The organism is Shewanella sp. A32 (assembly GCF_029167175.1).
Classification (GTDB): domain Bacteria; phylum Pseudomonadota; class Gammaproteobacteria; order Enterobacterales; family Shewanellaceae; genus Shewanella; species Shewanella yunxiaonensis.
Map to the genome: position 1 here is coordinate 65,185 of NZ_JARFTS010000003.1, position 20,773 is coordinate 85,957.

The following is a 20,773-nucleotide window of genomic DNA, read 5'->3' on the forward strand; positions in this document are numbered from 1 at the left end:
TTTTATCATGTTTCATATTGCGTTGTACGAACCGGAAATCGCTCCTAATACCGGTAATATTATTCGTTTGTGTGCCAATAACGGCAGTCAGCTACATCTCATCGAACCGTTGGGCTTCGACTTGGAAGAAAAGAAACTGCGTCGTGCCGGACTCGATTATCGAGATCTGACCTCGGTACAACGCTATCCCAACTTCGATGCCTTTAAACAAGCGATGGCCGGTAAACGCATTTTTGCCTGTACCACTAAAGGGAGTCGCCCCCATTCAGAAGCCCATTATCAGCCAGACGATGTACTGTTGTTTGGTCCGGAAACGCGCGGGCTGCCACTATCGATTATTGAATCCTTACCACCTGAGCAGCGCATTCGTATTCCGATGGTTGCCAGCAGTCGTAGTCTGAACCTGTCGAATGCCGTCGCCATTATCAGTTATGAGGCCTGGCGCCAACAAGATTACGGTGGAGCCCGTTAAAGCTTCTCCGGCTTGCAGCTTTTTGGTAAGGTACTGATTACAAGGCTTCTTGTTCAGGAATAAGCGGAATGGGCAAACTAAAAAGCCGCATCCATACCCAACATCAACTGAATTTCCCAGGTGATTATAGCTGCGAGGCCGTTGCCTTCTTCAACCGCGAGATCCTCGTGCTAAGGTTGTGGGATCAGCAGTCCAGTCAACCCGTGTTACAGTTTCGCCAGGCCGCTGATTTACAGTTACGGCTATCACTGCCATTGGCTGAATACGATGGTAGCCAGACATTTTGCCGTTGGGGCGATGGGCTGGCGTTACTTGGTAAAAGCGGTTTATGGTTTTGGCCAAGTATTGCAGAACAGGAAGCGGAATTTTATCCATTACATAATAGTGAAGTGTTGCAGCAGCAGCTTCACGGTCAACAATATCAATTCACCCCGTTACAGATAGTGCCGCTCGACGAACGGCAACTGTTATTGCGAATGAGTGGTGCCAATAATCGCAGTGGCCGCGCGATTTCCTGGCTGTTTGTCAATGAAGATGGCAACAGTCATATCGTCAATCGCTACAAAGAGATGAATGATGCCGAGATTCTGCAATTAGCCGAGTTCCACCAAGCCGCACCTGAGCTAATCGCATTAGCGGTTAGTGATGACACCATCTGGTGTCTTTGCAGTCCACAACTCAGCGGTAAACAGCAAAGCCCGGCAGCAAATCTCCTCATTCCTTACCAATATGCGCTGCCTAATACATTATTGGGCTCGCTGTCTAAACTGTTAGGCGCCGGACAAAGGCGCGAACTACTATTACAAGCCAATCTGCAACAACTACCTGCTGGCAAAGCCCGTTTCAGTGAAGATCACCATTGGCTATGGTTACAGCCTAAAGGGAAAAGTCATTTTGATTGTTACGCGGTTGGCAACAGTAGCAGTTGCCATCAGATTAGCCTCACGCCGCTGCAAAATCTGGGAGACATTAATAAACGGCAAGCCAGCCTAAGCTTTTGGGACGACACATTATTTCTGGTACATAACGGCGTACAACTGAACCTGTGCGAAGTGTTGCCTGTCGCTGCGACATGATTTGTCTGAGAGATGACGGTGGTACTGTGAGAAAACAGACAACCGCCGCCATTGCCAGCAGTTAATTTATTGTTTTATATTGTTTTATATTGTTTTATCGGTGGCACTGTAATTGCTGACAGCCCTCTATGAACGTCATCATGGAAGCCACTCATGAAGTTACATTCGCCGCACGACTCATTCGATCACACCACGCTGACACAGCTGTTTGATAATTGCCGGAGCCGCCAATTGCGCGCCGGTGAAATTCTCAGTTTCCCGCAGGATGCGAATGATCAAATCTTCTATCTGCAGCGCGGTCGGCTGCGAGTCTACCTGAGCTATGGCGATAAGTTGCTGACGCTCACCCTATTGCAAGCCGGCGATATTTATAGCAGTCATACGCGCGCATTTGTGGATGCGTTGGATGACAGTTGCGTAGCGCTATGCGATCTGCGCACCTTTTCAGCACGGGTCGGCAAACATCCGGCGTTAAACGGCGCCGTCACCCGTGTACTTTCACAAACACTTTCCGGCTGTATTGATACCATTGAAAACTTGGCGTTTCGGGACGTGCGCGCCCGCTTAGCGTGCTTTTTGCTGGGGCAGGCACCCGCAAATACCGCAGACCCTGTCCGGTTGGAGCTACAATTGAATACCGAACAGATGGCGCAGATGATTGGTACCTCGCGGCAAACGTTATCGACATTACTTTCAGAATTGCAACGCGATGGCATTGTCAAAAAGCTGCAGCGCGGCCAATTGCAGTTATGCGACCGCCAGCGATTGCTGCAAATCGCATCGCTGTAACAGGGTGTCAGCTGGCTGACAGACAACCCTCGGGCGCCTTCGTTAAACTGATGCCAGTTTACGATGGGAGAACTGTTATGGCCGGCGTTATCCAACGTTATCAGTCTGAAAATGTCAAAGGCGATCGCATGGCGATCGGCGAAGCAATGTTGAGTCGTATTTTGGCGCACATAGAACAAGACCAGAGCCATAATCCGCTCTGGCAGCATTTCCGCCAAAAAGTGTTGGATATGCGCGCCGGTAACGGCCCCCAAACCGATGCACTGTTTCTATTACACAGCAATGTCTATTATCTGCGTGACTTGCTGGACGAGGTGGAAGATGACGAGGCCGAGCAACAACTCGATGCGATGGAACGAGATTTTTTCTGACGAGGGCAAAAATAAAAATGCCGACACATGGCCGGCATTTTTAATGCGTTAATCAATCAGCCACCAAAGCCCACCGCTTTGATATCCAACTGCTTAACCGGACCATACTTGGCCACAATTGGCGCTATCTTCGCCGCATTACCAATCAGCACAAACTGCAGCTTGTCTTTAGGGAAATAACGGTCAATCAGCCGTTTGGTATCAGCCACTGTCAGACTATCTACGCGTGCTTGAAATGCATTGATATAGGACGCATCAAAGCCATAGATGTACATATCGGAGAGCAAACCAGCCAAGTCGCCATTTGTCTCATACCGTGGTGGGAACTGCCCTTTCACATAGGCCTTGGCAGAGGCCAACGTCGTATCATCAATCCCCGGTTCCCACAAGCGTTGGTAAGTCTTCAATGCCAGATCAATTGCCTGCTCAGTGGAAGCGACTTTGGTAAAGGTGCTGATTTCAAACAGACCGGCATCGCGAAAACTCACAAAGCCAGAACGGGCACCATAGGTCAGCCCGGAATTCACTCGCAGTTCATCATTCAGCCAGGAGGTGAAGCGCCCGCCTAGAATGGTGTTTACCACCGACAGACCGACATAATCCGGGTTGTCGCGGGCAATGCCCCTACCACCGATGAGAAAAGTTGTTTCTATCGCATCGGGCTTATCCACCAGTAAGACTCGTGACTGGGTCAGCGTTGGTAAGCCCTTCGCCAAGTCTGGCTGAGGTGCTAACGTATGCCCCGGCCACGCACCAAACAGTTGTTGCAGTTTGGCTTTCATCGGTGACGGCTCAAAGTCGCCTACAACACTGATTGCGATGTTTCCTGGTTGATAAAACTGCTGATAAAACGCTTTCACATCGGAGAGGGTCAACTTTGCCAGCGAATCACGGTCGCCGGAGGTGGCATTACCATAGGGATGATTGGCAAAAACCAATTTACTGAAATAACGGTTGATGACTGACTTTGGACTCTCTTTTGCCTGTTCCAGCGCTGCCATATTGCGTTGTTTGAGTTTAGCGAACTCTTGCGGCGCAAACTGAGGATGGCACATGACATCTGCGACCAGCCCCAGCATGGTATCCATATCTTTCGCCATAAAATCAGCACTGAGATAACTGCCGTCACGACTACTCTGGGTGTTAAGGCTAGCCCCGAGGAAATCTACTTGTTGCTCTAACTGCTGTTTATTGCGGGAACCAGCGCCCAATAGCAGCGAATCAGCGGTCATACTGGCAATGCCGCCAATACTATCATCCACACTGCCGGCCCTAACGACTGCATTAACCGTGATCAGTGGCACCTCATGTTGCGGCATCAACATTAAGGTCAGACCGTTAGCTAAAGTGATGGTCTCATAAGCAGGCAGCACAAACTTGCCAGTATCCTGACTCACGGTCACTGTGGAAGTTTTCGTCTCAGTGGTGGACGGGGATAGTGACTGACACCCCGCCAATATCAGCGTCGCCGCGGCTAACAGTGTTAGCGGTGTTGTGACGTATTTATTGATCATTTATCCGCGTCCTCTGTTGCTGCCAAGATCCCAACAGTACGGTTGGCCCGACTGAGATAGGTTTGCGCGACCCGTTGAATATCTGCCAATGCCACCTGGTTGTAGGCTGCCGGGGCATCAAACAGTTTCTGATAACTGCCGAAAAACAGCTCATAGGTGCCGATAGTGTTAGCTTTACCGTTGATGGTTTCCATGGTGCGATAAAAATCCATCAGTTTGAGGTTTCTTGCTTTATCGAGCTCCTGCTGGCTAACACCGTGACGGGCCACATTATTCATCTGCTCGATCAGTGCCTGCTCCAGTTTCGTTGCTGTTACACCAGGGGCCGCCACCGCCATCACGTAAAGCAGATTCGGATCAAACGCCATCGGCATGTAAGTTTCCACGTCCAAGGCCAACTGTTGGTCCACGAGTCCGCGATAAAGACGGGAACTGTTGCCATCGCTGAGCATTGACGTCAATAAATCCAGCGCATAGTAGTCTTTGTCACTGCTGGCGGGCACATGGTAGGCCAGCATGATGTTGGGAGTACTCACGGAGGCCTTTTTCACAAAAATCCGCCGCTCACCTTGTTGTGGTGGCTCAACGGTTTTTATCGCGGCTGGCGGCTGTTGCGCGGGGATCGGCGCAAAATACTCATTTGCCAGCTGTTTGACGGAGGCCAGCGTGACATCACCTGCAATCACGACGACTGCGTTGTTAGGTGCATAATAGGTTTTGTGGTACTGCACCAGATCCTGCTGAGTCCAGGCGGCAATATCAGATTCATGCCCGATGACAGGCCAGCTATAAGGGTGCGCTAAAAATGCCACGCCTTTGAGCGGGCCTTGCAGCGCCTGCCAATTAGAATTTTCCAATCCGGTGGTGCGCTCGGAAGCGACTACGCCACGTTCGCTAGCCACCATTTTCGGATCGATATCCAAATTAGCGATGCGGTCCGCTTCCAGCTTAAAGATGGTTTCTAACGCATTTGATGGGAACCAGTCGGTATAAACAGTAACATTTTCAGTGGTATAGGCATTGTTAGCACCACCGGCGGCTTCCATGGTGCGATCGAACAGCTTGGGACCATAAAGCTTGGAACCATTGAACATCATATGTTCAAAGAAATGGGAAATGCCGGTAATACCGGGACGCTCATTACGCGACCCGACTTTCCAGAACAGATACATATTGGCATTGGGGATTGAGGAATCCTCCAACACCATGATTTTCATGCCATTAGGCAGAGTAAAACTCTGAATATCCTTGGCGGTGGTCGCTTGTGCTGTGGCCGTGCCCAACAGGCCCAGTGACAACAACATAGCGGTGAGCTGACGCTTCATGGTGTGCTCCTGAGGTAAACATTCTCAGGTATGTTGTCGGCACAACATCAGCAACGCAAGTAAACAGCTGTTTCAGAACAGTACATTTTGTAAACAAGCGTGTAAATAGCCATTCACAGTTCAGTCCTCCACGGATTTCTGTTTGATCAGCTTCATCTTGGGGGTATCCATCTTATGTTCCTTGGCCGCCGCCTCCTTGGCTTCTTGCAGATATTTAGCTTCCCGCTGCCCACGCTCACTAAACTGTTGCTGCGCCTTCGCACGTTCTATCTGTTCCCAAGGCTCCTTCTGCTGCTGAGACAAAACTGCCTGCTCGCGCGCAGAGGTTTCTGCGGCGGCGGCACGAGCCTTCTGTAACTCTATCGATTCTGTCTGTTGCTGAATCTTATCGGCCTTTTCTGCAACTTTGGCGCCGACCTGACTTAATTCTGCTGCTTGTAACGGCGCAATCATTGCCAATAGCAGTACCGGCATTCTTTTTTTCATGCTTAATCTCCGAACAAGTTCACATCTCACCATCATAATCACACATTTCTGTTATTAAATGATTAATAATGATCTTTTTTGCAATAAATCAAAAATTTGATTGTGGAATGAGCTGAAACTGTTTATTTTTTGCTACCCAGAAAATAGACAAGCGGCATATCGGATGTCCCCTTTATCAAGGGACAAAAGTGGAGCATCGCGGATGATCGATTGGACAAGAAAATTGGCGCAACTGCAAACGGATGCCTCGTTGTTGCCACAGTTGAAAATCTGGCAAAAACAACCACACGACACGCCGCTCGCGCTATTCCAAAAGGCCGTCATCGTCGCCGCAAACCAAGCGGCGCTGGATTATTTTTCCTGTGTTCGTACCGAAATCCTCGGGGCAGCATTATACGACTTTGCCCCAAGATTACAGCTGAATGGTCAAAGCAGTATCGAACAAGCCAGACGCCTGTTTGAAATGGCTGGTGACAAGCCACAAATGCAGGAATGGTTGCACCTGAGTCGCGATGGCAAGGAATTACCCACCCGACTTTATCTATACCCCGTGCACTCAGAGGGTGAGTCGATGGTGCTGGTACGTTTTCAGCATCTCGACCGTCGCAGTCAACCACGACAAAGCCGCAACGATGAGTTTGCCGCCATACCTCGCAGCGTGCTGTCTGGCATTCTCGAAGAAAGCGCGGAAGCTGTCGCGATTACTGACAGCCAAAATATCGTGCTGGCTGTTAACAAAGCCTTATGCCGTTTATCGGGCTATAGCTCAGGGCAATTGCTGGGCAAATCATTAAGGGTGCTGGAAGTCGCCGACGATATTCATCAGCAAGAATGTGCCACCGCCTTGCAAGAACGTGATTTTTGGCAGGGCGAAATGTTTAAGCTGAAAGCCGATGGTCAGCAATTCCCAGCATGGCAGAGCAGTCGCCGTATCATGGCCGATGGAAAGCCTTATATGGTGACCATTTTCAGTGATATCAGTGATCGAAAACGCCTCGAAAGCCGTCTGACTGAACAGGCCATGTACGATGTACTGACTGGCCTGCCAAATCGCCGGCATATGAAGAAGCTGCTGAATGAGGCGTTGGAATACAATCATAAACGTGCGGATCCTGAACGTTTATGTGCATTGATGTTCCTTGATCTTAATGGCTTTAAGCATGTAAATGATTGCTTTGGTCATTCGATGGGAGATCGCATTTTGCAACTGGTCGCCGCCCGCTTAGAGGCCTGTTGCATTGAGATGGCCGATATCGCGCGGATGGGCGGCGATGAATTCACCCTGATCCTGACGGAATGCCAGAATCGGCAGGAGATACGTTGGTTTGCCGAACAGATAGCGAAGCTGTTTGATACGCCGTTCGAACTTGAAGGCCAGAAATTCTATCTGGGTACCAGTATTGGTATCAGCCTGTTTGAGGGTGACACCCTCACCGCTTCGCAACTTCTGAGTCAGGCTGACACCGCGATGTACTGTGCCAAACGCAGTAGCGATCACATCATGTTTTATGACAAGAGCATGAGTGATGCCGCTGAGCACCGCCTGAAGCTGCTTAATGATCTGCGCCATGCCATGAGCCTGGGGCAGTTCAGTATTTATTATCAGCCCATTGTGCAACTGAAAGATAATCAGCTACAGGGTGCAGAAGCACTGTTACGCTGGCAGAAGACATCGCACGAGTTACTTGAAGCCGCGGATTTTGTGCCATTGCTGGAAGAAACCGGTCTGATTGTCACTGTGGGTAACTGGGTGCTGGAACAAGCCTGCCAACAAGCGGCGCATTGGCGCAAAATGGATTACCCCGAGTTCACCATTTCAGTGAATGTGTCACCGATGCAGCTGGAGCATCTGGACTTTGTCAAACAAGTCAAAATGACACTGAAAAATTCCGGATTACCGCCGCAAGCGCTGGCACTGGAGATCACTGAATCGGCACTGTTGAACTATCCGCAACAGGCCCGGAAAACCTTGGAAAAACTGCACAATATGGGCTTGAAGGTAACCATTGACGACTTTGGCACCGGTTTCTCCTCGTTGAGCCGCCTGGGTAACATGCCAATTGATGGTCTGAAAATCGATAAAGAATTTGCCGGTCAACTGGAAAACCTTCGCGGGCGCAAACTGTGTCATGCCATTGTGCAGCTCAGTCAGGCGCTAGAACTGTCTTATGTCGTCGAAGGGATTGAAACTGAACAGCAGAAAGTTGCCTTACAAGGCATGGGCGAGGGTAAAGCTCAGGGATTCTTCTTTGGCTATCCGCTGCACCCACAACAGTTTGCCTTGGCGCATTTCCAAAAGCATATCGCCTAATCTCAATTTGTTGCGACAAGTCAGGGGGAGACAGAAAGCTGCCAGCTTCAGGAAATTCCTGCACAGCTCCCCTGCAAAGCAATGTGCTGGCAGCTCTGACACACCAGATCTCGTTGTGGTGCCCGCTAATTAGAAAGTTCTGGCCGTTGAAAAGCCGTGATCGAGGTGGGATTTCAGTGGTTTTTCTTAGCGGCAGCCAACTGTTTGACGAATCTCTACACAGCCGCGGGATTACATCGCTGAACTTTTAAGCGTTGTCACTTCAAAAAAGCAGAAATCGTCCACACATTTTAAGCCGCCCTTAAGATGTTGCTGGACATAATCCCGGAGGTTATCTAAATCATTACCACACGTTATTGGTCGCCGCGGCCCGCTTGAGCCGGCAACTGATATTGCAGGAGTCGCCATGTTCCGTCCTTTTTACTGGCAGCAGAAACCTACCATCAGCGCCATCATCGGCACCCTATTGAGTGTGTTGGTATTTTGTCTGACGCTGGTAATATTGCCGGTGTTATTACTGCTCGGTGCGGCGCTACTGTTTGCGCTGAGTTTGTTTGGCCGGCAATACCTAAAACGCCAATTTGCAAAAATGCAGCAGTCACGATTTCATGGAAATAAACGCGATATCTACGACTGTGATCCCCATGTTAGCCGTGATAGTACCGTCGCTTGGCAGCCCAAAGGCCGAGTGTTAGAACATCAGGATTGATCGGCTAATAGCTCTTGCGCGCGCCGCAGTGAACGTTGTTCCGCTTTATCTTTACTCAGCGCCAACACCCGCGCGACTTGTTGTGCCAGAGATTGCCACAACGGCTGCAGCACTTGTTGTTCATGCTCATTCGCTCGACCACGCGCTAATTTCAGCCAAGCGGCGGCTTCCACAACATCAATCCGACCAAGACTGCCGTCCGTCAGCGCAATCGCCAGTTCGATCATCGCGGGCACGCTGTGACCATAACGAATAACTTGTCTTAAGTAGCTTTCTGCTTGAGACATATCACTGCCAAACGCCTGTTCCTGATTCAGCATATGTTGAGCCCTAGCGAGCATGGCATCTAACTGCCCTTGTTCCGCCGCTTCAGCCAGCCATTGTTCACTGGCACTCAGATCCTGCTGACAACCTTCACCGCGCGCCAGCATCAACGACAAATGGTATTGCGCATGGGGATAGCCACTTTTTGCGGCCTGAGCAATGTTGTGATACGCCGCGGCTAAATCACCCTGCTGATAGTAAAGCACGCCAAGATTTGCCATCGCTTCAGCGTGTTCCTGTGCCGCAGCCGCCGTCAGGTATTTTTCGGCCTGCGCGATATCCGCCGTGATATCACCACTGCCCACTAAATAGAAATATCCCAGCAGCGCCATGGCATCGACAACACCGGCTTCTGCAGCGTCTCGAATCAGCTGTTGTCCGGCCACAACATCCGCTGCGCCCACATAACCATGTAACAAGGCAACACCATGTTCAAACTTAGCCCGAGAATCGTGTGCTGCCGCCTGCGAAAACCAGTAAGCCGCCTTGGCAAGATAGGGGGTTGCCTGCTGTTTGGGCGCATTTTCCTCAGGCTGTAATGCCTGTTCCTGCTGCCGCGCCATTAATGCCTGACTTTTAAACGACATTCCCAGTAAATACTGCGCTTCGCTGTCATCCTCCATGACCGCGCGGAAACACAGTTCACGCCCGCCCATGGCATCAAACTCATCAAACTGATAAGCCGGCGCATCCTGGCGTCGTAGCAATGGATAGACTAATTCCACCAGCTTTAATAAATCACGAATAGCCTTGCGTGCCAGCTGTTGCAGCTGCGCTTGTTCCAGGTGATATTTTTCAGGGTGGGCACCGCGGTTACCATCCGCCCGGATGCGGTGCAACGCGCGGGTTATTCGCACATCTATCAGCCGCTGCTGGTTCAGCTGTTCAATATGGTCATAAAGATTGGGGCCCTCAAAAGTCACCTGCGCCTGCGCCGCCAATAGCGTCGTCAGGCGATGCGCAAAACTGCGGACATGTAACAACGACTGGGTTGGGACCTCATCCACATACCGTTTAGCCTTGCGGTATTCTTCTGCCAGAGTTTCCGAGACACCGGCGACGAACTCGATATCGTTCACTCTGGCTCCTGTAATTTAGGCTGGTTGACGACTGACCCGGTACAGACGGAACAGTGCCACATTGACATAGAGGCTGATAAAACCGGTGATACTTTCCACCACCAGCCGCAACACCATCGGGGCTTGCTCTACCGTTGACGAAATCAGGCTGCCTACTACCACCAATGGAAAATATAGCAACAGCACCAGTAAGGTTCTGCCAGTCACCCCTTGGCTAAAAACAAAACTGGCCTTAATTGCCTGCAATGGTGACAGTCGCTCCACCACCACCATAAAATTGACATAAGACAGGCGGGCAAACAGATACAAACTGATGCCCAGACCAATAACACCGAGAGGGCCTAACGCTGAAAGCAACACCACCGGCGCGGCGATGGCCATACCGGAAAACACACCAGCTACCATCAACCACGGCAAAAATGGCAGACTATTTTTCAACACTGCAAAAACACTCGGCTGATAGCCTTCGGTGCGCAGTTCCATAAACAGCGTTAATGACGCGATTAACAACGAAAAGACTAAAAACAGTAACAAGGTTGCCAGAATGTGCGGTACGCCAATTTGCGGCGCTTTGGGATCCATCGCCGCAAACTCCGCGCCCAACCATAACTGAATGCCTACTTGCACCATCAGTATCGGCAACGTCAATGCGGCCAACTGCAACAGATGATTACGGAAAAAATAAAACGCTTCAGAAAGAATGGCTGAAAAAGGCATGTAACGTTCTCAACAGCGACAGTAATAAAGGGAGATTGTGAGCGTAGGATACCGAAAATTGGTGGCTAATGCACCGCAGAAATGGCGCTTGCTGCGGCTTTTAAGGACCGAAAAGCCGTGCATCAACGGCAACGATGTGCTTAGAATAATTACCATTGTCACGTAATCAAGGAATCATTTATGAAAGGCCCTCTTTTAGCTGCGACGGCATTGGTGCTCGCACTGCCGGTACATGCAGGTCTGCTGGATAATCTGAAAACTCAGGCACAGCAAGCCGTTGCCACCACCGCCACCACTACGCCAACCACTACCACTGCCACCCAAAGCACCGGTCTGGTAGACAGCGTCATGTCGCAACTTAACCTTAATCAAACCCAGGCCGAAGGTGGTCTCGGCAGTTTGCTGACATTGGCGCAGTCCAATCTGGGGACGTCGCAGTTCTCGCAGATCACTGACGCGATCCCCAATGCCAGTAGCTTGATGTCTGCCGTGCCAACCACAGATAGCAGTTCAGGGATGACCGGTTTGTTATCAAAAGCCGGGAGTCTTGGGACTTCCCTGCAAGGAAGTGCGATGGTTTATGATGCATTTTCGAAGTTGGGCATTTCCAAGGATTTGGTCGCACCAATGGCAGAAATTCTGAAAAATTATCTGCAGAGTAGTGGTGGTGATAGCACTGCATCACTGCTGACACAAGGACTGGGGTCATTGTTGTAAGGGAACTCACGCGCCTCAGTTCATTCTAATGAGTTACCGGTAGCAAGTATGGAAGTAACAGAATGATCGCCAAACTAAAACAGTTTCTGAAAGAGTTTCAGGATATCCCTGATCCGCAACAACAAGCGCACAGTATCAATCTGGCCGCCGCCTGCATGTTGTTGGAAGTGGTATATGCCGATGAAAAACTGGATGGCGCCGAGGCGCGCTTATTGCCAGAGGTGCTAGAGCAGAATCTGGGGATCAGCGCCACCGATTGCAGTACGCTATTGGAAGAGGCTAAACGCAACCGCAATAACGCGACCTCACTGTTTCAGTTTACCTCAATCATCAACGAAAATTTCAGCTTGGAGCAAAAGCAGCAGTTAGTCCTATCGATGTGGCAACTTGCCTATGCTGATGGCGAACTGTGTCGTTATGAAGACCAGATCATCCGCCGCAGTGCTGATCTGTTGTATCTGAAACACTCGGAGCTGATCCAGTTACGAAATCGCGCGATTGAAAACCCGGGGCACTAGTCCTCTAACGGTGTGATAACGATTTTCTCAGATATGGAGGCGACTATTGCCGCCATTCCAATCCTTAATATTCATACATCACCACTAGCAGAGCCTGGATGAGTTTTGAACCACTCAGGAAGCAGCCATCGGCGGCAGGGTTGGCCGACGCAACTTCAGCTGCAGCCACAACAATGGCAGCAACACCAGCATCAGCACCATGGCGTAAAACATCGCACTCGCCAATGCCACACCAAGTATCAAACACATCACCGCGCTGAGCACTGCCCATGGCCGATAGCGTTTGCTCAGTAATCTCACCGCCGCCAACATTGACAGCAAGTAGATGATCACAAACACACCATTTGCCCAAGAGATTAGCTGATCCAGACGGGTATCAGTCAGGAAATTCGCCAGCAACACCAGCGCCATCAACGATAGCATCATAACCAGCGCACGCACCGGAACCTGAAACTGATTACGAGGGGCAAACCAGCGGGGAGTAATGCCCTGCTCACTGAAACTGCTGAGTAAGCGCGCCACACTTGCGGCATAGACATTGGTAGTGGCTAAACCACTGGCGATCCCAAGGACACCAATCACTTGGACGCCATGCCCGCCAAACAAGGTGTCGAACGCCCCCATCATCGCTAATGGCGCATCAGATTGCACCAGTAACAACAACCAGGTACAGGCCAAATATATGGTCCCCACCAGTAAGGTGCCGATCATCATCGCCGGGATAAAGTCTTTCGCAGGATTACGAAAATCAGCAGTGAGATGCGTCATGGCCTCAACCCCCAAAAAGCTCCAGAACGCGATTCCCATGGCTTGCAGTACACCGTTGGTATTCTGTGCCGCTTCCGGCCGCTGGAATTGGGCGGCATGACCGACGCCGCTGCCAAACATCAGCACCACGACGACGACGATGCAAAGTGTCAGCGTGAACTGTGCTTTAGCCGATACCTGAATGCCTCGCAGGTTCAGCCCCAATAACACTAACAACACCATCAGCTCACACGCGAGCTGCCCCCACCCGGTGATGGGCACCATCGCCTGAAAGAATTGGAAGGTCATCATAATCGCTGCGGGGGCACCAATGGGCACAATCAGCAAAAAGCTCAAGCCCACTGCGCGACCTAATAGCCGGCCAAACGCTTTTTCCACAAAAAACGCGGGACCGGCCGCATGCGGAAACTGTGCGCCCAATTGAGCAAAAACCACCGTGATAGGAATGATTGCCAGCGTCAGTAACGCCCAAGCCAGCAGCGCACCATGTCCCGCCATTTTGACGGTCATTTGCGGCAGAATAAACACGCCAGTCCCCAGCAAAGTCGTTGCCATCAGCCCCGCCCCTTGCCAGCGTCCTATAGTTCCTGAAGTCGAATTCATCTGATAAATTAATGCCTGTGGGTATACCAGCAGTATAGTGATTTCATCACAAACAATCTGTGCCAATGCACCACAATAAATGCCGTTTTTGCCGACGGAATGACGGCGACACGACAAAAAATCAGTAGTTTCACAGGATAGACGCAATGGATAAATTTGATCAGGCGATTATTAGTGCCCTACGGCAAAACGCGCGCAAAAGCGTATCCACCATTGCGGAGGAGATCAGCCTGTCGCGCAGTGCCGTGTCAGAACGTCTGAAAAAACTGGAACAGAATGGCATTATTCGCGGCTATCAGATACTGCTCAGTGAGTCGCAAAAAGCCGGGGTGAGTGCCTATTTTGAAATTCAACATCAGCGCCGTACCTGTGCTGACATCGCCCATCTGTTTCAAGCCATTCCAGAAGTAGTGACTTGTCATGGCATTTCTGGCGACATGGATTTACTGGTTTACGTTAAAACCCCGTCAATGCAACGACTGCATGAAATTCGCGAGGCTATTGAGTCTCATCCGGCCATCTGCAAAATCAAAACCCATGTCGTGATGAGCGAGTGGATCAACAATCGCCCAGAATGAATGACTGACACTAACACATATTGCGATGCTGGCTACGCCGCTGGTTTCGCAACGTGACTAGCTGTTGTGACAGTTGCTGCATCAATGTCAGTTGCTGTTGCTGTCCGGCATCCAGCATTTCTGCAGACACACACTGGCTCAGCCGGCTGCCGATACTGATAATCAACTCCTCACCCTGACTGAGCTGCTGTTGAGTGGCTTTGACAAACAATAGTCGATAGGCGCTGAAGAACAGCGCCACCATTACCCCGTCATGCCACGCTTCGGCATCAAGCTCTTGTTCAGAACTGGCTAGCGCTACTACCAGATTAGACACAGTATCGAGCGACGTCGCACCGGTGAGCAGTTGCCGTATTATCGATTCAGTCTGCAACCTGCCACTGAGTTTCTCTGCCAGTTGCGCCTTATGCCATTGTTGACCCACCGAGGAAATGACTGTCATGGTTATCGATACAGCTTACGTTGAACAACAAGCACACCCAGCGCTTCAGCAAGTGTGCGCAAATATACTTGCGCCAGATGGGCTATTGCTCGATAGAAGGCAGTATTGGCATGCTGCTCCGCCAAACTCAGGCAGCGCCCCCCCCAAGGTAACAGGTGTTCCTGTAACAGTTCTATAGCTGCACTTTGCTTAAATTCATCTTCAGAATTCCTTGCCAGTTGTTCAAAAAGGTAGGCAAGTGTGACCATAATCAGACCAATATGATCTACCGGTTCATGCTTTTGGCAATCAACCTGGATCGCGTGTTTTGCATAAAATTGTGTCAGTTTGGCGGTAGAACGATCAAATAAAATCTGGGATTCGCACAAATAGATCGAGCCCCACGGCGCCGCTATCGGTTCACCGGGTCCAAAGAATAGGCGGCCAAAATCCAGTTTTAATTTTACTAACTGCTCTTCGCTACTATCCCAGTCGGCTAACGCATGTGCGAGCGCTTCCAACGCCTGTCTCTCGTCGCTTGATGAAGCCAGAATTGGCCATGTGAGCGCTAACTGCTGTTCCTTAAAATCGTCAATTAATTCCCTTTCTGGATATTGATGTAACAAATATCCCAGGACGTTAGCTAATGCCCCCCAAGTTGCATAGGTGTCAGAGGAAATATTTAACTGCATGTTTCACCCCGCTAGTTAGAAGACGGGCGAAAACGCTCGCCCGTCTTGGATCAGTTAGACTTCTGGCGTGTTCAGCACTGAACCTGCGCCGCTTCCTGACGGTTGTCCATGGATATTGGCTTTCAATATCAAACTAGGGGTGGTAATGGACTGTGAGGGTAACGGTGCAATGTGGGCATCGCCCTCGCCATATTTTGCCTTGAGATTTTCTAAGGTATCAAAATCCAAGGCACGTAATGGGCAGGATTCAACACAAATAGGCTTTTTACCTGCCGCCAGTCGATCCTGGCAGCCATCGCACTTGGTCATGACTTTGCGCTCAGTATCGATCTGCGGCGCATCGTATGGACATGCGCGAGAGCAGCTCTCACAACCAATGCACAATGACTCCTCAACTAACACTAGACCGTTGTCCTGGCGTTTATGCATAGCGCCAGTAGGGCAAGCTTTCACACAAACAGGATGAGCACAGTGGTTACAGCCGATGGACATGTAATAAGCAAAAACGTTCTGCTCATAACTGCCATCAGCATTTTTATTCCAGGTACCACCGCCGTATTCATACACACGGCGCCAGAGCATGCCAGGTAAGCTGGCAACACCGGCGTTAGCGACATCATCTGCGGAGCGCAAGTTGCCAACCATTCGGTCTTTACAGGCGACGTGACAAGTCTTGCATCCGGTACATTTACTACTGTCAAAGTAGAATCCAAGTTGTACTTCTGCTGTCATTTTTCTTTACTCCTCAAGCCTTTACAATCTGAACACGGTTGGTATGTTGCGGATTTCCCTTAGTGATAGGGGTTGGATGGAATTTCGTCAGAGTATTGATACAACCCCCAATATCGACGACATGTCCGGACGGACCGACTTTTCCATCTGGGCTTGGCTTATACCAGGCACCCTGACCTAACGATACGACCCCAGGAGTAACCCGTGGAGTGACTTTCAGATTGACTTGGATGGTACCTCGATCGTTATAAACATAGACGCTCTCACCATCAGTAAAGCCATTGGCAGTTGCATCTAATGGATTCATCCATAATGCATCCTCAACCGCTTCACGCAACCAAGCGACGTTGTGATAACTGGAGTGCACACGACCTTTAGTGTGATAACCGCATAGCTGGAAGGGATATGCTGCCTTGGTAGCATCATCTTCATAGCCATCCCAAGTGACGACGTATTGCGGCAACGGAGTGATCTTATCGCCAGCAGTGATTTCCCAGGTCGCCGCTTTTCTGGCAAGTGACAGAGAGTAAATTTCTATCTTGCCAGATACGGTTGGTAGCGGATTGCTGTCTGGCGCATCAACAAAGCTTTTCAGCGCGATCACAGATGAAGGCATGTACTTTCTAAAGACGCCGGTCTGCTGTGCTTCGGCGTAAGTGCTTGGCATATCCACATCTGGGTTATTGGCTTTGGTCTGTGCATATAACTCTTCGCACCATTCCTGACCCGTTTTCCCTTCGGTAAAGTCAGCTTCTTTACCCCAGGACGCTGCAATGCCCGCACAAATGTCGTACATCGACTTGGAATCCCCCAGTGGCTCCAATGAGGTGCTCATGAAGGTCGCGTACGCCATCTGACCGGCGGCATAACTATCATTAGCATAATCGTCAGATTCCAACCAGGTAGTATCTGGTAACAGATAGTCGGCGAATTTGGCTGATGGCGTCATCCAGCAATCACAAACCACTATCAATTCACACAGGCTTTCATCTTTCAGAATTTCAGCAGTGTGGTTGCTCTGGGCATGCTGGTTGATCAACGCGTTGCCGGCACAGTTGATAACGGCTTTGAAGTTGGTACCTAACGCAGCATCGTTGTTGTCGGACAGCTCGTTTGAACCACTGGTTTTGTAACGCACGCAATCGGTTCTTCCGGTAAAGTCCTTGCCTCTGACAATGGCGTCACTCCAAGTAAACACTGGGATTGAGACTTTGACTTCACTCAGATCTTCCAGTGTTGGCATTGAGGCCACACTAAAGCTGTAACTGGTCGGCATTGCACCACTATTCACACCAGAGCGACCAATTTTACCGGTCATGATGGCGAGGGTGTAAACAGCGCGAGTCGCCTGATCGCCGTTAGCATGACGACTGATACCCGCTCCCGCAGAGATATAAGGTGATTCAGCGGCCATAATATCATCAGCCAGTTGGATAATGGTGGCTTCTGGGATACCGCAAATTGCCGCAGCCCAAGTAGGAGTGCGAGCACCTTGTGCGGCGTAAATGCCCTGACCCATGATGTAGTCATGGTAGTTGTCATCGGGATTGATATAGGCGGCATGACTGGCGATAAAGCTATCACTGCTGAGTGTCACAGCGGCTTTGGCTTTTTCCAGCGAAGCGCGATCATAACCCACGACGTAAGTATCTAAGAATGACTTAGCATTCTGATCTACCCAGCCAGAGTTGATCATCTGGTAAATCACTGCTTCAACCAAGGCAGCATCGGTGCCGGGTCTTACTGCTAACCATTTGTTTTCATTACCCCGCATGGAATCGGTGTAACGCGGCTCGACCATGTACACTTTGATATCTTTAGTGTTTTGTGCGAGAGAATTAATAAAATCATAACCCTCACCGCTGCCGCTCATACGAATTTCATTGGGGTTAAAACCAAAGCCGACGAACAGATCTGAGTTCGCAATTTCAGATAATGAGCTGCCGCCGATACTGGCCCACTGGTCACCATAAGTTGCCATACATGCGGCATAAACTTGTGCCCAAGAATAGTCCCAATGGTAATGCACAGCGCCACCATTCAGGTTCAGCAGGCGACCCCAGGTCGCAGTGTTACTGGCGAAACCATAATAGGCACCAGTACCATAGTGCATATAGATAGCTTCAGGCCCGTAGGTTTCCTTAATGGATTTTAACTTGGCGCCGATTTCGGAATAGGCTTGTTCCCAAGAGATCGCCACAAATTGCGCATCGCCACGGGTGCCGACCCGCTTCATTGGGGTTCTGAGACGGTCAACCGCATAGTTACGCTGTCTTAATGAACGGCCACGTAAACAAGCTCGGGCTTGATGGTTAACACCATAGACATCGTCAGTTTCATGGTCAGTCTCAATGCGGGTAATCACGCCGTCTTTACTGAACACCTTTATCGGGCAGTTTGAACCACAGTTCACCAAACAGGCAGACCAGTTGATGGTTTCTTCGGTAGCGGGTGTTGACGGCGCAACTTCTTCCACATCTTTTGAGCTGGAGTTACAGCCAGAGACAGTTGCGGCAGCACTCAGCGCTGCGCTCATTTTTAAAAAACTTCTGCGTTCCATTATTTGAACCTCTTTCTTAAGGCAGCTTGTAGCTGAAGCTCAGCATCAGCAGGTGCGCGTTATAGTTATGATCCAGTTTGCCAAGAGTGGTGAGGCCAGTGATGGCATCCACCGCCACCTGTGCATCATCGGTGTCGTAGTAACGTTCATAGCGGTAGCTCAGCTTGAGCCCCATCTGTTGACTCAGGGCATAACGGCCATACAGCTCCAGACTGTGGCTGAAGTCGTAATAGTCGCCGTAATCACTGCTATCGATAGCCGTGTTGCTTTCGGAGTTCGCAAACAGGTAGTCACCACCCACTGTCAGTTGGCTTGACCAGCGGTAGCTGAACCCAGCACCAAGATTGATGAAGCGATCTTCTATCCGCCCTTGCCAATCGGCTGTCGCAAAGTTGGTGGAGCCCGCCATGTCGGAGTTGATCCATTGCTGACTCGCCAACGCGTACAAATGCACATCGGCGGTGGGGTCAAGCGACAGGTTGGCGTCATAGCGGTAATCTTCTGAGGCAGACAAGCCGATATCCGTGTGCTGATAATCGTCTTTGGCATAACGCAGACTGATGTCCAGTGTCAGCCAGGACAACGGCGTATGATTGAACGTCAGTTCTGCACCATAGCGCTCGCGATCTGCCAGGTAATATTTACGCAGCAGTGGATTTTCATCCGGAGCGGTGATGCGAGAAGCATCGTACTGAGAACCATCACGGCTTTCATAAAGTGCCTTGATGCCGAGTTGCATGTTATCCAGCGGTTTAACGTTCAGCCGCGCCCACAGGTTATCCTCACGGTTTTCTTCCCGCTCCAGATAGTTGCGTTCAGTTTGCTTGTGCTGATATTGCCCGCTCAGACGCCAATCGCTGTTAACGCGATAACTGCTCTGCAGCTTCAGACTTTGACGGGTAATATCCAGTGGCACGTTGGCTTTGAAAGCGCCGTTAACATTGTCCCATTCCAGCTGAGCGAACTCGGCAACACTGCCTTGATTATCCCGATCGCTGTAACTGAACTGGCCATTGACGCGCCATTTGGCAGTCAGCAGGCTGCTAACCGACAAGCGGGCATCGCGGGTATCGACTTCACCGTCCCAATTCACCAGGGGATTGCCTTCCATCTGGATCAGGTCGGCATCCTGGATTAACCGACCAGCGGCCAGATGACCATTAACCACGGTACGCCCCAGCAGATACTGTCCATCAAATGACACCTGATGGGCATCATTGTCTGGTGTGGCAGCATAGACATCCTCGCTATAAGGCAGCGACAGATTGCCAATATCATTGCGGAAGAAACTACCGTTATACTGCAAGCGGCTGAACCAGTTATCACCCGTAGCGCTCAGGCCACCCAAGACGGTGTCAGTGCTGTTATCAATAGGATTGGCAAAATTCAGCACGCCATTGGCAGCAATAAGGCTGCCCGCCTGATTACCGGTCTTCGCTTCGTGATTGAACGCTACAAACGCGCTGTAATCCTGGTAATAAAGTGTCAGACCGGCACCGACCTGCTCCCTTTCGGTAAACAGCTTCGGATATCGGGTTTCGGTGGCGGAAGGTTGCAGCAGATTATCGCTGTACCACACCGGACTTTCGCCACTGACTTGTGAATGCCGTAACAATCGGTAATCAACGGTCGCGTTAAATACTCCCTGTTTACTGGCTTGCAAGTGAGCACTGCTGCTGTCCAGTCCCAGATTGTCCGCCTCGGCACTGGCCTGATAGCCATGACCGTCGCGATAGTTGAACTCGCCGCTCAGTGCCCCAAGCCAGCCACTGTCCTCTTTTCCGAGGGCATTACCGCTACGAATGTCATCACCACTTTTCCAACCGGTGCTGACACTCACTTCGCCGCTTAAGCCGGTGGCGGTGACGCAGCGCTGGCACTGGTAATCGGCAGTATTCACTTTGCTGGTATTGGCATTCATGACCCCAAAATCTGCCGCAGCTACCTGTCCTGCCGCCGCCATCAGACCAAGGGTGATAAGATTAAATTTCATTGTCATAACCTATCTCCT

Annotated in this window: 20 protein-coding genes; 9 read left to right on the plus strand and 11 right to left on the minus strand. The window is 50.5% G+C overall.

Annotation, left to right across the window (positions count from 1 at the left end; translation table 11 throughout):
• The first annotated feature begins 7 nt into the window (after positions 1-7).
• The 4 genes from PY479_RS03590 (at position 8) to cowN (ending at position 2,708) form a co-directional block, all read left to right on the plus strand.
• Positions 8-472, plus strand: coding sequence for a tRNA (cytidine(34)-2'-O)-methyltransferase (locus PY479_RS03590; protein ID WP_212594777.1), 465 nt, complete (start codon positions 8-10; stop codon positions 470-472).
• Positions 473-540: 68 nt separating this feature from the next.
• Positions 541-1,548 (plus strand): hypothetical protein, encoded by a 1,008-nt coding sequence (locus PY479_RS03595; protein WP_275482906.1) that lies wholly within the window; start codon positions 541-543, stop codon positions 1,546-1,548.
• Positions 1,549-1,701: 153 nt separating this feature from the next.
• Positions 1,702-2,337 (plus strand): Crp/Fnr family transcriptional regulator, encoded by a 636-nt coding sequence (locus PY479_RS03600; protein ID WP_275482907.1) that lies wholly within the window; start codon positions 1,702-1,704, stop codon positions 2,335-2,337.
• A 77-nt stretch (positions 2,338-2,414) separates the two neighbouring features.
• Positions 2,415-2,708 (plus strand): N(2)-fixation sustaining protein CowN, encoded by a 294-nt coding sequence (gene cowN / locus PY479_RS03605; protein ID WP_275482908.1) that lies wholly within the window; start codon positions 2,415-2,417, stop codon positions 2,706-2,708.
• A 56-nt stretch (positions 2,709-2,764) separates the two neighbouring features.
• Here the strand turns inward: cowN and PY479_RS03610 are convergent, their stop codons facing one another.
• The 3 genes from PY479_RS03610 to PY479_RS03620 all read right to left on the minus strand — a co-directional run bounded on the left by PY479_RS03610 (position 2,765) and on the right by PY479_RS03620 (position 6,033).
• The gene (locus tag PY479_RS03610) at positions 2,765-4,222 is read right to left on the minus strand and encodes a pitrilysin family protein (protein ID WP_275482909.1); all 1,458 of its coding nucleotides are present in this window, start codon (positions 4,220-4,222) and stop codon (positions 2,765-2,767) included.
• On the minus strand, positions 4,219-5,547 hold the full coding sequence (locus PY479_RS03615) for a pitrilysin family protein (RefSeq protein WP_275482910.1): 1,329 nt from the start codon (positions 5,545-5,547) through the stop codon (positions 4,219-4,221). Before PY479_RS03615 ends, PY479_RS03610 begins: the two co-directional genes overlap by 4 nt.
• Before the next feature lie 120 nt (positions 5,548-5,667).
• Positions 5,668-6,033, minus strand: a complete 366-nt coding sequence (locus tag PY479_RS03620; RefSeq protein WP_275482911.1) for a hypothetical protein — start codon at positions 6,031-6,033, stop codon at positions 5,668-5,670.
• 202 nt (positions 6,034-6,235) lie between these two features.
• Between PY479_RS03620 and PY479_RS03625 the strand changes: the two genes are divergently transcribed.
• Positions 6,236-8,344 carry an EAL domain-containing protein gene (locus PY479_RS03625; protein WP_275482912.1) on the plus strand — a complete coding sequence of 703 codons (2,109 nt, stop codon included), beginning with the start codon at positions 6,236-6,238 and terminating at the stop codon, positions 8,342-8,344.
• Between the two features lie 406 nt (positions 8,345-8,750).
• Entirely contained in the window at positions 8,751-9,053 is a 303-nt protein-coding gene (locus PY479_RS03630; protein ID WP_212594784.1) for a hypothetical protein, read from the plus strand.
• On the opposite strand, the gene PY479_RS03635 is transcribed toward PY479_RS03630, so the two are convergent.
• Complete coding sequence (locus tag PY479_RS03635) at positions 9,044-10,456, minus strand: DUF4145 domain-containing protein (RefSeq protein ID WP_275482913.1); 1,413 nt, start codon at positions 10,454-10,456, stop codon at positions 9,044-9,046. The genes PY479_RS03630 and PY479_RS03635 overlap by 10 nt on opposite strands.
• Positions 10,457-10,471: 15 nt before the next feature.
• Entirely contained in the window at positions 10,472-11,173 is a 702-nt protein-coding gene (locus PY479_RS03640) for a hypothetical protein (RefSeq protein WP_275482914.1), read from the minus strand.
• A gap of 180 nt (positions 11,174-11,353) precedes the next feature.
• Between PY479_RS03640 and PY479_RS03645 the strand changes: the two genes are divergently transcribed.
• Together PY479_RS03645 and PY479_RS03650 are read left to right on the plus strand one after the other, a co-directional pair.
• Positions 11,354-11,890, plus strand: coding sequence for a DUF2780 domain-containing protein (locus tag PY479_RS03645; protein ID WP_275482915.1), 537 nt, complete (start codon positions 11,354-11,356; stop codon positions 11,888-11,890).
• A 62-nt stretch (positions 11,891-11,952) separates the two neighbouring features.
• Positions 11,953-12,408 (plus strand): TerB family tellurite resistance protein, encoded by a 456-nt coding sequence (locus PY479_RS03650; RefSeq protein WP_212594787.1) that lies wholly within the window; start codon positions 11,953-11,955, stop codon positions 12,406-12,408.
• 114 nt (positions 12,409-12,522) lie between these two features.
• Here the strand turns inward: PY479_RS03650 and yjeH are convergent, their stop codons facing one another.
• Positions 12,523-13,779 (minus strand): L-methionine/branched-chain amino acid transporter, encoded by a 1,257-nt coding sequence (yjeH, locus tag PY479_RS03655; RefSeq protein ID WP_275483002.1) that lies wholly within the window; start codon positions 13,777-13,779, stop codon positions 12,523-12,525.
• Positions 13,780-13,925: 146 nt separating this feature from the next.
• Here yjeH and PY479_RS03660 point away from each other — a divergent pair, with 146 nt between their 5' ends.
• Positions 13,926-14,357: an Lrp/AsnC family transcriptional regulator gene (locus PY479_RS03660; protein WP_212594788.1), complete on the plus strand. Its 432-nt coding sequence runs from the start codon at positions 13,926-13,928 to the stop codon at positions 14,355-14,357.
• Between the two features lie 10 nt (positions 14,358-14,367).
• On the opposite strand, the gene PY479_RS03665 is transcribed toward PY479_RS03660, so the two are convergent.
• From PY479_RS03665 to PY479_RS03685, 5 genes are read right to left on the minus strand one after another with little or no spacing between them, the layout of a single operon-like run.
• On the minus strand, positions 14,368-14,799 hold the full coding sequence (locus PY479_RS03665) for a hypothetical protein (RefSeq protein ID WP_275482916.1): 432 nt from the start codon (positions 14,797-14,799) through the stop codon (positions 14,368-14,370).
• A gap of 2 nt (positions 14,800-14,801) precedes the next feature.
• Entirely contained in the window at positions 14,802-15,470 is a 669-nt protein-coding gene (locus PY479_RS03670) for a molecular chaperone TorD family protein (RefSeq protein ID WP_275482917.1), read from the minus strand.
• Between the two features lie 54 nt (positions 15,471-15,524).
• Complete coding sequence (locus PY479_RS03675) at positions 15,525-16,202, minus strand: DMSO/selenate family reductase complex B subunit (RefSeq protein ID WP_275482918.1); 678 nt, start codon at positions 16,200-16,202, stop codon at positions 15,525-15,527.
• Positions 16,203-16,215: 13 nt separating this feature from the next.
• Positions 16,216-18,762: a DMSO/selenate family reductase complex A subunit gene (locus PY479_RS03680; RefSeq protein ID WP_275482919.1), complete on the minus strand. Its 2,547-nt coding sequence runs from the start codon at positions 18,760-18,762 to the stop codon at positions 16,216-16,218.
• 16 nt (positions 18,763-18,778) lie between these two features.
• On the minus strand, positions 18,779-20,761 hold the full coding sequence (locus PY479_RS03685; protein WP_275482920.1) for an MtrB/PioB family decaheme-associated outer membrane protein: 1,983 nt from the start codon (positions 20,759-20,761) through the stop codon (positions 18,779-18,781).
• Positions 20,762-20,773 lie beyond the last annotated feature (12 nt).

Excerpts from the sequence above, each read along its gene's own strand:
- PY479_RS03640 (WP_275482914.1), bottom strand. The coding sequence starts at position 11,173 with ATGCCTTTTTCAGCCATTCTTTCTGAAGCGTTTTATTTTTTCCGTAAT.
- PY479_RS03600 (WP_275482907.1), top strand. The coding sequence starts at position 1,702 with ATGAAGTTACATTCGCCGCACGACTCATTCGATCACACCACGCTGACA.
- yjeH (WP_275483002.1), bottom strand. The coding sequence starts at position 13,779 with ATGAATTCGACTTCAGGAACTATAGGACGCTGGCAAGGGGCGGGGCTG.
- cowN (WP_275482908.1), top strand. The coding sequence starts at position 2,415 with ATGGCCGGCGTTATCCAACGTTATCAGTCTGAAAATGTCAAAGGCGAT.
- PY479_RS03595 (WP_275482906.1), top strand. The coding sequence starts at position 541 with ATGGGCAAACTAAAAAGCCGCATCCATACCCAACATCAACTGAATTTC.
- PY479_RS03610 (WP_275482909.1), bottom strand. The coding sequence starts at position 4,222 with ATGATCAATAAATACGTCACAACACCGCTAACACTGTTAGCCGCGGCG.
- PY479_RS03675 (WP_275482918.1), bottom strand. The coding sequence starts at position 16,202 with ATGACAGCAGAAGTACAACTTGGATTCTACTTTGACAGTAGTAAATGT.
- PY479_RS03625 (WP_275482912.1), top strand. The coding sequence starts at position 6,236 with ATGATCGATTGGACAAGAAAATTGGCGCAACTGCAAACGGATGCCTCG.
- PY479_RS03645 (WP_275482915.1), top strand. The coding sequence starts at position 11,354 with ATGAAAGGCCCTCTTTTAGCTGCGACGGCATTGGTGCTCGCACTGCCG.
- PY479_RS03615 (WP_275482910.1), bottom strand. The coding sequence starts at position 5,547 with ATGAAGCGTCAGCTCACCGCTATGTTGTTGTCACTGGGCCTGTTGGGC.
- PY479_RS03650 (WP_212594787.1), top strand. The coding sequence starts at position 11,953 with ATGATCGCCAAACTAAAACAGTTTCTGAAAGAGTTTCAGGATATCCCT.
- PY479_RS03670 (WP_275482917.1), bottom strand. The coding sequence starts at position 15,470 with ATGCAGTTAAATATTTCCTCTGACACCTATGCAACTTGGGGGGCATTA.
- PY479_RS03685 (WP_275482920.1), bottom strand. The coding sequence starts at position 20,761 with ATGACAATGAAATTTAATCTTATCACCCTTGGTCTGATGGCGGCGGCA.
- PY479_RS03660 (WP_212594788.1), top strand. The coding sequence starts at position 13,926 with ATGGATAAATTTGATCAGGCGATTATTAGTGCCCTACGGCAAAACGCG.
- PY479_RS03665 (WP_275482916.1), bottom strand. The coding sequence starts at position 14,799 with ATGACAGTCATTTCCTCGGTGGGTCAACAATGGCATAAGGCGCAACTG.
- PY479_RS03590 (WP_212594777.1), top strand. The coding sequence starts at position 8 with ATGTTTCATATTGCGTTGTACGAACCGGAAATCGCTCCTAATACCGGT.
- PY479_RS03680 (WP_275482919.1), bottom strand. The coding sequence starts at position 18,762 with ATGGAACGCAGAAGTTTTTTAAAAATGAGCGCAGCGCTGAGTGCTGCC.
- PY479_RS03620 (WP_275482911.1), bottom strand. The coding sequence starts at position 6,033 with ATGAAAAAAAGAATGCCGGTACTGCTATTGGCAATGATTGCGCCGTTA.
- PY479_RS03630 (WP_212594784.1), top strand. The coding sequence starts at position 8,751 with ATGTTCCGTCCTTTTTACTGGCAGCAGAAACCTACCATCAGCGCCATC.